14 protein-coding genes and 1 pseudogene are annotated in these 12761 nt (G+C 73.1%); 9 read left to right on the top strand and 6 right to left on the bottom strand.

Going from position 1 to position 12761, the window contains the following annotated elements:
- Positions 1 to 371: 371 nt before the first annotated feature.
- Both ABZ215_RS40850 and trxA read right to left on the bottom strand, forming a co-directional pair.
- The gene (locus tag ABZ215_RS40850) at positions 372 to 1226 is read right to left on the bottom strand and encodes a hypothetical protein (protein ID WP_354956119.1); all 855 of its coding nucleotides are present in this window, start codon (positions 1224 to 1226) and stop codon (positions 372 to 374) included.
- 39 nt (positions 1227 to 1265) lie between these two features.
- Positions 1266 to 1634 carry a thioredoxin gene (gene trxA / locus ABZ215_RS40845; RefSeq protein ID WP_020417685.1) on the bottom strand — a complete coding sequence of 123 codons (369 nt, stop codon included), beginning with the start codon at positions 1632 to 1634 and terminating at the stop codon, positions 1266 to 1268.
- A gap of 123 nt (positions 1635 to 1757) precedes the next feature.
- Between trxA and ABZ215_RS40840 the strand changes: the two genes are divergently transcribed.
- The 4 genes from ABZ215_RS40840 to ABZ215_RS40825 are packed head-to-tail and all read left to right on the top strand — an operon-like array spanning position 1758 to position 5931.
- Positions 1758 to 2507, top strand: a complete 750-nt coding sequence (locus ABZ215_RS40840; protein WP_354956117.1) for a 3-hydroxybutyrate dehydrogenase — start codon at positions 1758 to 1760, stop codon at positions 2505 to 2507.
- Positions 2508 to 2539: 32 nt separating this feature from the next.
- Positions 2540 to 3871 (top strand): MFS transporter, encoded by a 1332-nt coding sequence (locus tag ABZ215_RS40835; protein WP_354956115.1) that lies wholly within the window; start codon positions 2540 to 2542, stop codon positions 3869 to 3871.
- A 4-nt stretch (positions 3872 to 3875) separates the two neighbouring features.
- Positions 3876 to 5666, top strand: coding sequence for a GAF domain-containing protein (locus ABZ215_RS40830; protein WP_020417688.1), 1791 nt, complete (start codon positions 3876 to 3878; stop codon positions 5664 to 5666).
- Positions 5667 to 5691: 25 nt separating this feature from the next.
- Positions 5692 to 5931, top strand: coding sequence for a hypothetical protein (locus tag ABZ215_RS40825; protein WP_020417689.1), 240 nt, complete (start codon positions 5692 to 5694; stop codon positions 5929 to 5931).
- A gap of 26 nt (positions 5932 to 5957) precedes the next feature.
- Here ABZ215_RS40825 and ABZ215_RS40820 read toward each other — a convergent pair whose 3' ends face one another.
- Together ABZ215_RS40820 and ABZ215_RS40815 are read right to left on the bottom strand one after the other, a co-directional pair.
- Positions 5958 to 6152: a hypothetical protein gene (locus ABZ215_RS40820; RefSeq protein ID WP_354956112.1), complete on the bottom strand. Its 195-nt coding sequence runs from the start codon at positions 6150 to 6152 to the stop codon at positions 5958 to 5960.
- Between the two features lie 167 nt (positions 6153 to 6319).
- Positions 6320 to 7285, bottom strand: coding sequence for a lipase (locus tag ABZ215_RS40815; protein WP_354956110.1), 966 nt, complete (start codon positions 7283 to 7285; stop codon positions 6320 to 6322).
- A 77-nt stretch (positions 7286 to 7362) separates the two neighbouring features.
- Here ABZ215_RS40815 and ABZ215_RS40810 point away from each other — a divergent pair, with 77 nt between their 5' ends.
- Complete coding sequence (locus tag ABZ215_RS40810) at positions 7363 to 8523, top strand: amidohydrolase family protein (RefSeq protein WP_354956106.1); 1161 nt, start codon at positions 7363 to 7365, stop codon at positions 8521 to 8523.
- A 27-nt stretch (positions 8524 to 8550) separates the two neighbouring features.
- Here ABZ215_RS40810 and sigJ read toward each other — a convergent pair.
- A pseudogene (gene sigJ, locus ABZ215_RS40805) lies at positions 8551 to 9391 on the bottom strand (RNA polymerase sigma factor SigJ); the annotation flags it as partial.
- On the opposite strand from sigJ, the gene ABZ215_RS40800 reads away from it, so the two are divergent.
- Positions 9390 to 10007, top strand: coding sequence for an FAD-dependent oxidoreductase (locus tag ABZ215_RS40800; protein ID WP_354956104.1), 618 nt, complete (start codon positions 9390 to 9392; stop codon positions 10005 to 10007). The pseudogene sigJ and the gene ABZ215_RS40800 sit on opposite strands and share 2 nt — an antisense overlap.
- A 52-nt stretch (positions 10008 to 10059) precedes the next feature.
- A complete protein-coding gene (locus ABZ215_RS40795; protein ID WP_354956102.1) occupies positions 10060 to 10446 on the top strand; it encodes a hypothetical protein in 387 nt (128 codons plus the stop codon).
- Here ABZ215_RS40795 and ABZ215_RS40790 read toward each other — a convergent pair.
- Positions 10359 to 11051 (bottom strand): TetR/AcrR family transcriptional regulator, encoded by a 693-nt coding sequence (locus ABZ215_RS40790; protein WP_354956100.1) that lies wholly within the window; start codon positions 11049 to 11051, stop codon positions 10359 to 10361. The genes ABZ215_RS40795 and ABZ215_RS40790 overlap by 88 nt on opposite strands.
- Positions 11052 to 11135: 84 nt before the next feature.
- On the opposite strand from ABZ215_RS40790, the gene ABZ215_RS40785 reads away from it, so the two are divergent.
- Entirely contained in the window at positions 11136 to 12119 is a 984-nt protein-coding gene (locus ABZ215_RS40785; RefSeq protein WP_354956098.1) for a zinc-dependent alcohol dehydrogenase family protein, read from the top strand.
- A 56-nt stretch (positions 12120 to 12175) separates the two neighbouring features.
- The gene (locus ABZ215_RS40780; RefSeq protein WP_020417695.1) at positions 12176 to 12727 is read left to right on the top strand and encodes a hemerythrin domain-containing protein; all 552 of its coding nucleotides are present in this window, start codon (positions 12176 to 12178) and stop codon (positions 12725 to 12727) included.
- Positions 12728 to 12761 lie beyond the last annotated feature (34 nt).

Here is a 12761-nt window from a genome sequence, read left to right as displayed (position 1 = left end):
GCGGCGGCCGGTGAGGCGGCGGCCTCCGCCTGCTGATCGCCCGGTGTGGTGGGGTGGCCTGGGCGCTGGAGCAGGCAAGTAGGGCGGCCGAGTTCCTGGCGGCGCTGCTCCCCGGGGGCGTGCTCACGGCGCGGCGGCCGGTGAGGCGGCGGCCTCCGCCTGCTGATCGCCCGGTGTGGTGGGGTGGCCTGGGCGCTGGAGCAGGCAAGTAGGGCGGCCGAGTTCGTGGTGGCGATGCTGCCCGGGGGCGTGCTCACGGCGCGGCGGCCGGTGGGGCGGTAATCTCCGCCTGCTGATCGCCCGGTGCGGCGAGGTGTTCGTCAACTGAGTGGCGGCGCTGCTGAGCCGGACGGTAACCGTGGTGTTGCGCCTCAGCGCTTCGACCGCTTGCCGAACGACTCCATCTCGGCCACCTGCCTCCGCGCCTCGTCGGCGGTCTTGTCCGCCACGGTCGCGGCCTTGCGGGCGGCCGTGAGTTCCTTGCGCACCGCGCGTTCTTCGCGGGTCGCGTCGTCCAGTTGTGAGCGCAGCTCGGCCACCCGCGCGGCGGCCTTTTCGGCCCGGGCGGTGACCTCGTCGAGCGCCTGCTGAGCCTCGTCGCGGGCGGCCTCCGCCTCGTCGGCCTTCGTGCGGGCCTCTTCGAGCGCGGCCTGCCGCCGCTCGGCTTCCGGGTCCTGTTTCGCCGGTTTCGGGGCCGGCTTGGGCGCCGCCTTGCGTTTCGGCGAAGCGGCCAGTGCGGCCGCCAGCCAATCCTCCGAAGAGGACGGTTCCAGCGCCGCGGAAAGCCGTCCCGCCGCCACTTCCGCCGCCGCGTCCGGATCGGACACCGCCGCCTCGAACGTGTCCTCCACCTGGCGCATCGCGACGTCGCTGTAGGGGACGCCCGCCTCGCCGGCGACGCCACCCGCCCGTCCGCTCAACCGCCGGATCAACTCGTTGCGCTGCCGCGACAACGTGCGCAGCTCGTCGCCGGCCAGCTTCTGGTGCGCGGTGCGCAACCGCGCGCCGAGATCAGCGAGCTGCCCGATCTCGTCCGGGTGCCGCCGGCTCACCTGGTTCACCAGCCACGCGGCGACGGTCGGTTTGCGCAGCTGCGTGATGCGCTTGGCGAGCTCGGGGTCGCGGCCCTTCGCCTCTTTGGCCCGCTCCGTGCGGGCGGGTGTGAACTCGTCCCGGGGCAGCGCGTACAGCTCGTCGGCTACCGCGTCGAACCCCCGGGACGTCATGCCTCCATCATCGGCTCGCCGGCGACCACCGGCAAACCGTCATTCGGCCTGCTGCTGCTTCGCGATCTCCTCGCGCACCTGGTCCATGTCGACCTCGCGCAGCTTGCCGATCAGCTCCTCCAGGCTCTGCTCGGGCAGCGCGCCCGGCTGGGCGTAGAGCACGACGCCGTCCCGCACCGCCATCAGCGTCGGGATCGACTGGATGCCGAAGGCCTGCGCCAGCTCGGTCTGGTCCTCGGTGTCGACCTTGCCGAACACGATGTCGTCGTGCCGGTCGGCCGCACCCTCGAACACGGGCGCGAACATCCGGCACGGCCCGCACCAGGCCGCCCAGAAGTCGACGAGCACCATGCCGTCGGAGTTGACGACCTCTTCGAAGTTGTCCTTGGTCAGCGTTACCGTCGCCATAGCCGGTCCAACACGCCCCGGACGTCACCTATTCCGGGTGGCACCAGACACTACAAAACCCCGGGAACTTGTGGCGATGGAACACATAGGCAACCCGCTCCGGGCCGCTTACCGTCTGTCGCCATGAGTGGCTATTGGGACGGGCGCGTCGCGCTGGTGACCGGCGCCGGCAGCGGGATCGGGCGCGCCTGCGCGCACGCCCTGGCCGAGGCCGGGGCGAAGGTGCACGTGGTGGACATCAACGCGGACGCGGCCGCGCGCGTCGCCGACGAGACCGGCGGCTGGGCGCACACCGCTGACCTCGCGGACCCCGCCGCCGTCGACACCCTGCCCGCCGACGCCGACATCCTCGTCAACAACGCCGGCTTCCAGCACGTCGCGCCGCTGACCGAGTTCCCGCCGGACGTGTTCACCCGCATGCACCAGGTGATGGTGACCGCGCCGTTCCTGCTGATCCGCCGGGTCCTGCCGCACATGTACGCGCAGGGCTGGGGCCGGATCGTGAACGTCTCCAGCGTGCACGGGCTGCGCGCAAGCGCTTTCAAGTCCGCCTACGTGTCCGCGAAGCACGCGCTCGAGGGACTGTCCAAAGTGGCTGCCCTGGAGGGCGCGCCGCACGGGGTGACCAGCAACTGCGTCAGCCCGGGCTACGTGGACACCCCGCTGGTGCGTGACCAGATCGCCGACCAGGCCGCCGCGCACGGACGCCCCGAAGACGAGATCCTCGGCGAGGTCCTGCTGGGACGCGCCGCCATCAAGCGGCTGATCGGCCCGGCCGAGGTCGCCGACGCCGTGCGCTGGCTGTGCGGCCCCGCGTCCGGCCACATCACTGGGATTTCCCTGCCCCTCGACGGCGGCTGGACCGCCGCCTGAGTTTCCGCCACGGCACAAAGGAGTGTTGCCCCATGCCCCGCAGCGAGAACCGCTCGATCGCGAAAGTGGTCGGTGCGAGCCTCATCGGCACCACCATCGAGTGGTACGACTTCTTCCTCTACGGATCGGCCGCGGCACTGGTCTTCAACAAGCTCTTCTTCCCCGGCAGCGATCCGCTGACCGGGACCCTGCTCTCGTTCGCCACCTACGCGATCGGCTTCCTCGCCCGGCCGCTCGGCGGCCTGGTGTTCGGCCACTTCGGCGACCGCGTCGGCCGCAAGAAGCTGCTGGTGTTCAGCCTGCTGCTGATGGGCGGCTCGACCTGCGCGATGGGCCTGCTGCCGACCTACGCGGCGGTCGGCGTGGCCGCGCCGCTGCTGCTCACGGCGCTGCGGCTGGTGCAGGGCTTCGCGCTCGGCGGCGAGTGGGGCGGCGCGGTGCTCATCGTGTCCGAGCACGGTGACGACCGCCGCCGCGGGTTCTGGGCATCCTGGCCGCAGTGCGGCGCGCCGGGCGGGAACCTGCTGGCCACCGCGGTGCTCGCGATCCTCGCCGCGGTGCAGTCCGACGCCGCGTTCACCTCGTGGGGCTGGCGCATCCCGTTCCTGCTCTCCGGCGTGCTGGTGATCATCGGCCTGTGGATCCGGCTCACCGTCACCGAGTCGCCGGTGTTCCTGGCCGCGCAGGAGAAGGCCCGTCAGCGCGGCGAGCAGCACCGCGCCCCGGCGGTGGAGGTCTTCCGCGGCGCGTGGCGCCGGGTGCTCATCACGATCGGCGCCCGCATGGCCGAGAACGTGTCCTACTACGTGCTGACCGCGTTCATCCTGGTCTACGTCACCGGTCCGCTGGGGCTCAGCAAGTCGGCCGGGCTCAACGCGGTGCTCATCGGGTCGGCGATCCACTTCGTGACGATCCCGCTGTGGGGCGCGCTGTCCGACCGGATCGGCCGCCGCCCGGTGTACCTGTTCGGCGCCGTCGCCATGGCAGGCTGGGCGTTCGCGTTCTTCGCGCTGATGGACACCCGCTCGTCCGGGATGATCATCCTCGCCGCGACGATCGGCCTGGTGCTGCACGGCGCGATGTACGGCCCGCAGGCGGCGTTCTTCGCCGAGCAGTTCCCGACGCGCGTCCGCTACACCGGCCTGTCGATCGGCGGGCAGCTGTCCTCGATCGCCGCCGGCGCGCTGGCGCCGATCGTCGCGGTCGCGTTGTTCAAGGAGTTCGGCGGCACGCTGGCGGTTTCGCTGTACGTGGTGGCGATGTGCGTGCTCACCGTGATCGCGGTGACCAGCGCGAAGGAGACCGCGGGCAGCTCGCTGCACGACGAGGAGCCCGCGGCCGCCCCGCAACCGGCCGCGCGATGAGACGATGATCGGCGTGGACGACGACGTGCTCCGGCTGCTCGACCTGCTCGCCGGCGGGGCGAGCAGCGAGCAGCTGGCGCACGCCGGCGCCGCGCACCCCAAGGCCACCGAGCTGGCGCTGCGCATCCACGCCACCCTCACCGCGCACCGCCGCCGCGAAGCCGAGTTGACCGCGTTGTTCGACACGGCCAGCGACCTGGCCCGCCTGCGCGACCCGGACGCCGTGCTGCGGTCGATCGTGCGGCGGGCCCGGACGCTGCTCGGCGCGGACGTCTCCTATCTCAGCCTCAACGACGAAACCGCCGGCCGCACCTACATGCGCGTCACCGACGGGTGCGTGTCGCCCCTGTTCAAGGAAGTCATCCTGGGCATGGGCGAGGGGCTGGGCGGCCTGGTCGCGCAGAGCGCGCGCCCGTACGCGACCCCGGACTACTTCCGGGACGAGCGGTTCCTGCACACCAAACCGATCGACGACGCGGTGCGCGACGAGGGCCTGGCCGGCATCCTCGGCGTCCCGCTGTCACTGGGCGGCACGGTGATCGGCGTGCTTTACGCGTCCGACCGCACGCCCCGCGAGTTCACCCCGGACGAAGTCGCACTGCTGTCCTCGCTGGCCGACCACGCGGTCATCGCGCTGGACAACGCCCGGCTACTGGACGAGATCAGCTCGCACTCCGCGGCGATGCACCGCGCCGAGGAGGCGCACGACCGGCTCATGGACCTGGTGCTGCGCGGCGGGGACGTGCCGGAGGTGGCCGCCGCGGTGGCCGACGTCCTGCGCGGCTCGATCGGCCTGTTCGACGCGGCGGGCGAGGAGCTGGCGCACGCCGGGATCGCCCCGCCCGCGCCGGATCCGGAGGTGGTGGCGCTGTCGCGGAGCACCGGGCGGTCGGTTTCGGGCGACGGGTCGCTGGTGTGCGCCGTGCAGGCGGGGCCGGAGCTGCTCGGCAGCATGGTGCTCGCCGGGCGGGACGCGCTGCTCGACGCCGACCGGCGGCTGTTCGAGCGGGCCGCCGTGGTGACCGCGTTGCTGCTGCTGTTGCGCCGGTCGGTGGCGAAGGCGGAGGACGAGGTCCGCGGCGAGCTGCTGACCGACCTCCTCACCGCGCCGGACCGCAACCCGGGCGCGTTGCTCGCGCGCGCCGAACGGCTGGGCGTTGACCTGGCGGAACCGCACGCGGTTCTGGTCGCGCACGCCGAGTCGGTGTCCCGGGCGCGGCTGGCGGTGGCCGCGGCCCGGCACGCGGCGCTCGCCGGCATCCACGCGGAGGAGGTCGTGCTGCTGGTCCGCGGCGACCCGGACGCGGTGGCCGCGCGGATCGCGGAGGCGCTGACCGCGGCGACGGACACGCCGGTGACGGTCGGCGCGGCCGGCCCGGCGCGTGGCCCGGCGGCGATCGCCGCGGCGCACGCGGAGGCGGTCCGGTGCCTGCGGGCGTTGCTGGCGCTGGGCCGGTCCGGCGAGGGCGCGTCCGCGGGCGGGCTCGGGTTCCTCGGGGTGCTGCTCGGCGAGCGCGGCGACCTGACCGGTTTCGTGCGACGCACGCTCGGCCCGGTGCTCGACTACGACGAGCGGCGCGGCACGGACCTGACCGGAACGCTGCACGCGTACTTCGCGGCGGGCGGCAACCTGACGCGGGCGAAGGAGGCGCTGCACGTGCACGTCAACACGGTGGTGCAGCGGCTGGACCGGATAGCGACCCTGCTCGGCGACGACTGGCAGGAGCCGGGGCGGGCGCTGGAGATCCAGCTCGCGCTGCGGGTGCAACGCTTGACTGGGCGGCGGAGCGGGTAGCCGGGGGCCGACGAAGGGAGGCCCGATGAACGTGACCGCGGGTGATCTGAAGGCGCTGCTGGACGCCGGGAACGGCGCGCAGCTGGTCCTGCAGGAGGGCAGCCTCGCGGTGCTGCCTGCCGAGGAGCTGCCCCGCCACGAGGGCGCGATGACGGTCATCGAGCGCGAGACGCTGCGGCAGCGGGTGGGGGAGCAGCCGGAGGACCGTGAGCTGGATGAGCAGGCCGCGATCCTGTCGACCCAGATCGACACGCTCGGCGCTTGACTCGGCCTGGCTCGGGCGAGAATTCGTCAGCGCGATCCGGCGGCCACCAGCCTCGCGGTGATCGGTTCGAGCTCGGCGATCAGCTCATCGAGCTCGGCGGGGGAAATGCCACAGCCGGGCGACCGGATCACCCGGCACCGCGCGCGCAGCCCGGCGTACATCACCCGCCCCGCGGTGGGCGCGCCCGTCGCGGCCTTGGTGGTCAGGTCGGCGGCGCGCACCAGGCCCGGGGAGCCGGCCAGCTCGTCGCCGAGGGATTCGCCGCAGGGAGGCCGCGCTGCCCCGTTCCCGCGCAGCCGCGGACGCTTCGCGATGTGCCGCGCGGCCTCCCCGTGGGCGAAGCCAGATCCGCTCCAGGAGCTCGAACATCGACGGGCGATGAGCCGGCTCAGCGGGCGTAGCCGGCCAGTTCGGGTTCCGCCGGCACGTGCGGGTACAGCGCGACCTGCGTCGCCACCACCGTGGCCATCTGCACCTCGTCGACGGCGAGGTGCAGCGGGTCCACGCCGGGCATCAGCAGGCGCGTGCAGACGTCCGCGGGCAGCCGCGCGGGGTCGGCCGGGCCGTCGTGCGTGAGGGCGTCCACCACCAGCGCGAACGCGACCCCGTCGGTGGTGCCGGTGGTCAGGTGGTCGGCCACGTGCGCGGGACACACCTCCTGCAGGCCGACGTTGCTGATCCGCCCCTGCCCGGTGTGCAGCGAGCTGCTGCCGTAGTCGTTCAGGTTGGGCGCGACCACCTCGTCCAGCACCGTGTAGACGTTCGTGTAGTCGATGCCCGCCCAGGTTTCCGCGCCGCTGTTCAGCGCGGTCAGGAACGCCGATCCGGTGCGCTGCTGCCAGAACGCGGGCGCGCAGCCCGGCAGGCAGACGGCCGAAGCGACGACCGTGCCGTGGTTCGACGGCGCCAGCCCGACCACGTCGCCCACCCGCGAGCGCGTGTCCGGCCAGTACTTGAGCGCCCAGCGCGGGACCATGCCGCCCTGGCTGTGCCCGACGATGTCCACGTCGCGCCCGGCCGCGGCGCTGACCGCGCGAATCGCGTGCACGACGTACTCGGCGGCGACCTGGATGTCGGCCATCCCGTTGTCCGGCAGGGCGACCGTGCAGAACGGACGGCCCAGCGCGGTCAGGGCGGGCCCGTAGTTCCAGGCGAAGACCTCCGGCGTCAGCGTCGTCCCGGCGATCAGCAGGATCGGGTTGTGCCCGGACCCGCGGACGTCCCCAGAACACACCAGCGCCGCGTCGAGCGCGGACTCGGGGACCCGCAGCGCGGGGCCGTCCGCGGCGGTGGCGGACGCGGGCGCCAGCACCGCGCCCACGAGGACCAGCAGGGCGAGCAGCGATCGCTTCATGACCGTCCTTCCGGCACACTCCGTCGTGTGGACCGAGGGGATCTTGTCACGCCGGCGGCCGGGGAAGCGACTTCACGGTGGTGAACGCCTTCGTGATCCGCGCCGCCCAGGTCTTCGACGGCGAGCGCACCCACCGCGACCTGCCGGTTCTCGTCCAGGACGGCGCCATCGCGCGGCTCGGCGGCCCGGTGCCGGACTGGCCGGTCGTCGACTCGCCGGGCACGTTGCTGCCCGGCCTGATCGACATGCACACCCACCTCTGCGGCGACGGCGGGTTCGGCGCGCTGGACCGGCTCGCGGACTACTCCGAGGACGAGCTGGACGACGTGATCGAGCGGGCGTTGCGCACGCAGCTGGCCGCCGGGGTCACCAGCGTGCGCGACCTCGGCGATCGCCGGTACGCCACGCTGCGCTGGCGCGGCCGTCCCGGCCTGCCGTCGATCCTCGCCGCGGGGCCGCCGATCACCAGTCCCCGCGGGCACTGCTGGAACATGGGCGGCGAGGCGAGCGGCGCCGACGGCCTGCGCGCGGCCGTCGCCGAGCGGGCCGAGCGTGGCGTGGACGTCGTCAAGGTGATGGCCAGCGGTGGCGGCATGACGCCGGGCACCGACATCATGGCCTGCCAGTTCACCCTCGACGAGCTGCGGCTGATCGTCGAGGAGGCCCACGCGGCCGGGCTGCCGGTGACCGCGCACGCGCACGGCACGCCCTCGGTGGAGCAGGCGGTGGCCGCGGGCGTGGACGGGATCGAGCACTGCAGCTGCTTCACGCCCGAGGGCATCCGGATGAGCGACGAGCTGGCCGCCGCGATCGCCGCGCGCGGGATCACCGTGTGCCCGACGCTCGGGGCGGTCGGCGAGATGACGCCGCCGCCCGCGTTGCGTGAGTTCCTGGAACGGACGGGATCCACGATCCGCGACCGGATCGGCCAAGTCGTGCGGATGGCGGACGCCGGAGTGCGAATCGTCTCCGGCGGCGACTCGGGTATTTCGCCGGGCAAGCCGCACGGCATGCTCGCGACATCGGTGGAGTGGCTGGTGGACGGCGGAATCCCGGCGGAAGCGGCGCTCGCTTCGGCGACGTCGGTGGCGGCGGAGGTCGCGGGGCTGGATCGCAAGGGCCGTATCCGGCCGGGTTTTGACGCGGACCTGCTGTTGGTGGATGGCGATCCGTTGAGGGACGTCACGGCGTTGGCGCGTCCGGTGGGGGTGTGGTTGGCGGGTGCGCGGGTGCGGTGACCGCCGCGGCAGGTCGGTCGCACCGGCGCTCCACGCACGCAGCTTCTCCGGGTTGCGCACCGCCCAGATGCGCTGGATCTTCCCGCCTGCGATCTCGAACGCGTACATCGAAACGGTGGCACCGTCCTCCTGCGCGATCAGGCCCGGCTGGCCGTTGACGGTGCGCTCCAGGAGCGTGTGCCCGCGGAACCGGTGTTCGAGGCGGCTCAGCGCGCTCAGGATCCGTTCGGCGCCCTCGACCGGGTGGAGCACCGTGCTGACCCAGGCCGCCGCCGTCGCTGGTCGCCGTGGCGTCGGGGGCGAGCACGCCGAGGAGGGCCTCGATGTCCCGCGCTTCCCAGGCCCGTTTGAAGTCCCGGACGACCTGGGCCTGCCGCGAGACCGGCGTGGCCGGGGCCTGCGCGTCGCGAACCCGGCGGCGCGCCGACGAGGCCAGCTGGCGGCACGCCGCCGGAGTGCGGCCGACGATCTCGGCGAAGGGATAGCGGAAGACGTCGTGCAGGATGAACGCGACGCGCTCGGCCGGCGTCATCGAGTCGAGCACCACGAGGAACGCCATGCTGACCGACTCGTCGAGCGTCACCCGGTCGGCCGGGTCGGCCGGGCGCCACTCCGAACTGTCCGGCACCGGCTCGGGAATCCATTCCCCCACATAGGTTTCCCGCCGTGCACGGGCCGAGGACAGCACGTTGAGGCACAGGCGGCCGGCGACCTTCGTCAGCCAGGCGCCGGGTGAGGCGATGGCGGCCTGCTCGTCGCGGGACATGGCGTACCAGTGGGCGTAGGTCTCCTGGACCACGTCCTCGGCCTCGGCCAGCGAACCGAGCAGCCGGTATGCCGGCGCCCTCGCGGCCAACCGCCTGCGCATGCGCGACGACGTGGACGTCACGCTGGTCAACCCCCGTCCGGCGTTCGTCGACCGCGTCCGGCTGCACCAGTTCGTCGCGGGCACCGGAGAGGCCACAGTGGACTACGGCACGATGCTCGACGACGGCGTCCACCTGGTCGTCGACACCGCCACGCACACCGCCGCTCGCGCCGTGCGGCTGGCCTCGGGCCGCGAGCTGGGCTACGACTACGTGGTCTACGCGGTCGGCAGCACCGCGGCGGCGCCCGCGGTGCCCGGGGCGGCCGAATTCGCCGTCCCGATCGCCGAACTGGAGTCCGCGCGGCGGCTGCGTGACGAGCTGGCGGCGCTGCTCCCGGAAGCGCCGGTCACGGTGGTCGGCGGCGGGCTGACCGGCATCGAGACCGCCGCCGAGCTGGCCGAACGGGGACGCCGGGTCACCCTGGTGTGCGGCGGGACGCTGGCGCCTTCGTTGAGCGTGGGCGGCCGCCGGTACATCGCCAAGTGGCTGTCCCGGCACGGGGTCGCGGTGGCCGAGACCGTCAAGGTCGCCGACGTCCGGCCGGACGCGGTCGTCTTCGCCGACGGCACGACGCGGCCGAGCGCGCTGACGATCTGGAGCGCGGCTCGTCGGTGAGCAGACGGCCGAGGTCGTCGGTGCGCAGCCCACTCGCGGCCGCGAGCTCCGGATGAGCTGTCAGGTCGCCGGGCCGCTCGGCGCGCAGGCCGCCGACACCGTGTTGAGCCGCATCGCCGGCACCGAACCGCCGGTGCTCGACGTGGGTCTGGTCGGGTCGTGCGTCAGCCTCGGCAGGCACGCCGCCGTGCGGCAGTTCGCCCGCAAGGACGACACCGCGCAGAACTTCCACGTCGGCGGCCGCCTCGGCGCGGCCTACAAGGAGCTGACCTGCGAGCTCGGTGTGCTGAAGATACGTCCGCGAGGCCCGCAAGCTCGGTTCCCTGCGGTGGGTGAAGGGCGGACGGCGGGTCACAGGCCCAGTGACCGCAGCAGGGCCCGCAACTCCGACTCGTACAGCTTCGCCGGGTCGGTGACCTGCGGGCCGAGGTGCCCGTAGACCTCCAGCGAGATCAGGCCGTGCATCCGGCCCCACGTGCGCAGCGACAGGGCCAGCACGGCGGGCGGCAGCCCGGGGAACTCCTCGCGCATGTGCTGGACCAGGGAGGGGCCGAAGTCCTCCCAGGTGAACTCGTCCGGGGCCTGGACCGCCGGCCAGGCCCCGGCGATCAGCTCGGTCAGCAGGGCGCACGCCCGGCGCTCGGCGTCCGCCGCGGCGCCGCCTTCGGGGGCGCGGTAGCCGGGCACCGGATCGCCGTAGATGAGCCGGAAGCCCTCCGGGTTGGCGAGCGACCACGACCGCAACGCGCGGCCCCACGCCAGGATCCGCCCGGCCGGGTCGTCCGCGGGCACGGCGTCCCGCGCGGCCTCGACGGTGTCGACGAGCGAGGCGTAGACGTTCGAGATCAGCGTGGTGATCAGGTCGTCGCGGGTGGGGTAGTAGCCGTAGATCGCGCCGGCCGTCATGCCCATCTCACGCGCGATCGCCCGCAGCGAGATCGCGTCCGGCCCACCCTTGGCCATCAGCTCCAGCGCGATCGTCTTGATCTCGCGTGCCGTCTCCGCCCGCAGCCGTTCCCGGCGGCTCGTCGTCCCTTCACCCACCTTGACACTGTACGGCGTTGGTCTACTATTCGCCGTGTTGAAACTACACGCCGTGTAGTGAACGAACGCCGTTGAGGAGACGTGATGGCGAGAGCAGTCCTGTTCGACCGGCTCGGCGGGCCCGAGGTGCTGCGGGTCGAGGACCGGCCGGTGCCCGAGCCCGGCCCCGGCGAGGTCCGGATCCGGGTGGACGCGATCGGGCTCAACCGGGCGGAGGCGCTGTTCCGCGCGGGCACCTACTACGAGCAGCCGGTCCTGCCGGGGTCCCGGATCGGCTACGAGGCGGCCGGGGTGGTCGAAACCGGTGCCGAGGGCTTCCCAGAGGGCGCCGAGATCAGCACCCTCGCCTCGTTCTCGATGCGGGACTACGGGGTGTACGGCGACCGGGTCGTGGTGCCGGTGTCGAGCCTGGTGCGCCGCACGGTCGACGAGGTCACCGGCGCGTCGGTCTGGCTGACGCACCAGACCGCGTACGGCGCGCTGGTCGAGCGCGGCGGCCTGCGGCCCGGCGACACCGTGCTGATCACCGCCGCCTCGAGCGGGGTCGGCATCGCCGCGATCCAGATCGCCAACCACCTGGGCGCGGTGCCGATCGCGGTGACCCGCACCGCCGCGAAGCGGGACCAGCTGCTCGCGGCCGGCGCCGCGCACGTCGTCACGCTCGACTCGCAGGACCTGGTCAAGGAGGTCCGCGCGCTGACCGGCGGCGACGGCGCCACGATGACGTTCGACCCGGTCGGCGGCCCCGGCGTGGTGGACCTGGTCGAGGCCACCGCCGTCGGCGGGCTGCTCGTCCTCTACGGCTGGATGGCCGGTGAACCCACCCCGCTGCCGATGAACTGGGACCGCCAGGTCACGCTGTTCGGCTACGGCAACGGCAGCTACGTCGCGCGGAACCCGGAGCGCCGGCGCCGGTCGGAGCACTTCATCAACGCCGGCCTGCGCATCGGCACCCTGCGCCCGGCGGTGGACCGCGTGTTCGACGACCTGGCCGACATCGTCGAGGCGCACGCGCACCTGGAGTCGAACGCCCAGGTCGGCAAGGTCGTGGTCCGCGTTCGTCACTGAGCGAGTGAACCCCCGCCGGCGCGGGTAGCCCTCTCGGCGAAGCGAAGGAGGTCACCGTGTCGACGGACAAGAAGGACGTCATCGCGTTGCTGGAGGACCAGCACCAGGAGATCCGCCGCCTGTTCGGCGTGGTCGAACGCGCGAAGGGGGATGAGCGCAAGGACGCCTTCCGCGACCTCGTGCGGCTGCTGTCGGTCCACGAGACCGCGGAGGAGGAACTGGTCCACCCCGAGGTGCGGCGCCAGGAGGGCGGCGAGCCGATCGTCGAGGCCCGCATCGGCGAGGAGCACCGCGCCAAGGAACTGCTGTCCACATTGGACGACATGGGCCCGGACGCGGAGGGCTTCGACACCCTGCTGATCCAGCTCCGGGACGACGTGCTCGCCCACGCCGAGCACGAGGAGCGATCGGAGTTCCCGCTGCTGCGCCAGGCCTATGACAGCAAGCGGCTGGAGGCGATGGCCGACACGGTGCGGGCGGCCGAGGCCGTGGCCCCGACGCGCCCCCACCCGGGAACGGAAAGCGCCGCGAAGAACATGCTGCTCGGCCCGCCGGCCGCCTTGATGGACCGAGCCCGCGACGCCATCCGGAGCGTGCTCAAGCGCTGACGCCCCGGAATCCGGCCGCCCGCCGCGAGGCGGG

The sequence above is a fragment of the Amycolatopsis sp. NPDC006131 genome, from assembly GCF_040614175.1.
Taxonomy (GTDB): domain Bacteria; phylum Actinomycetota; class Actinomycetes; order Mycobacteriales; family Pseudonocardiaceae; genus Amycolatopsis_E; species Amycolatopsis_E tucumanensis.
This window is presented reverse-complemented; position numbering and strand designations above follow the sequence as displayed.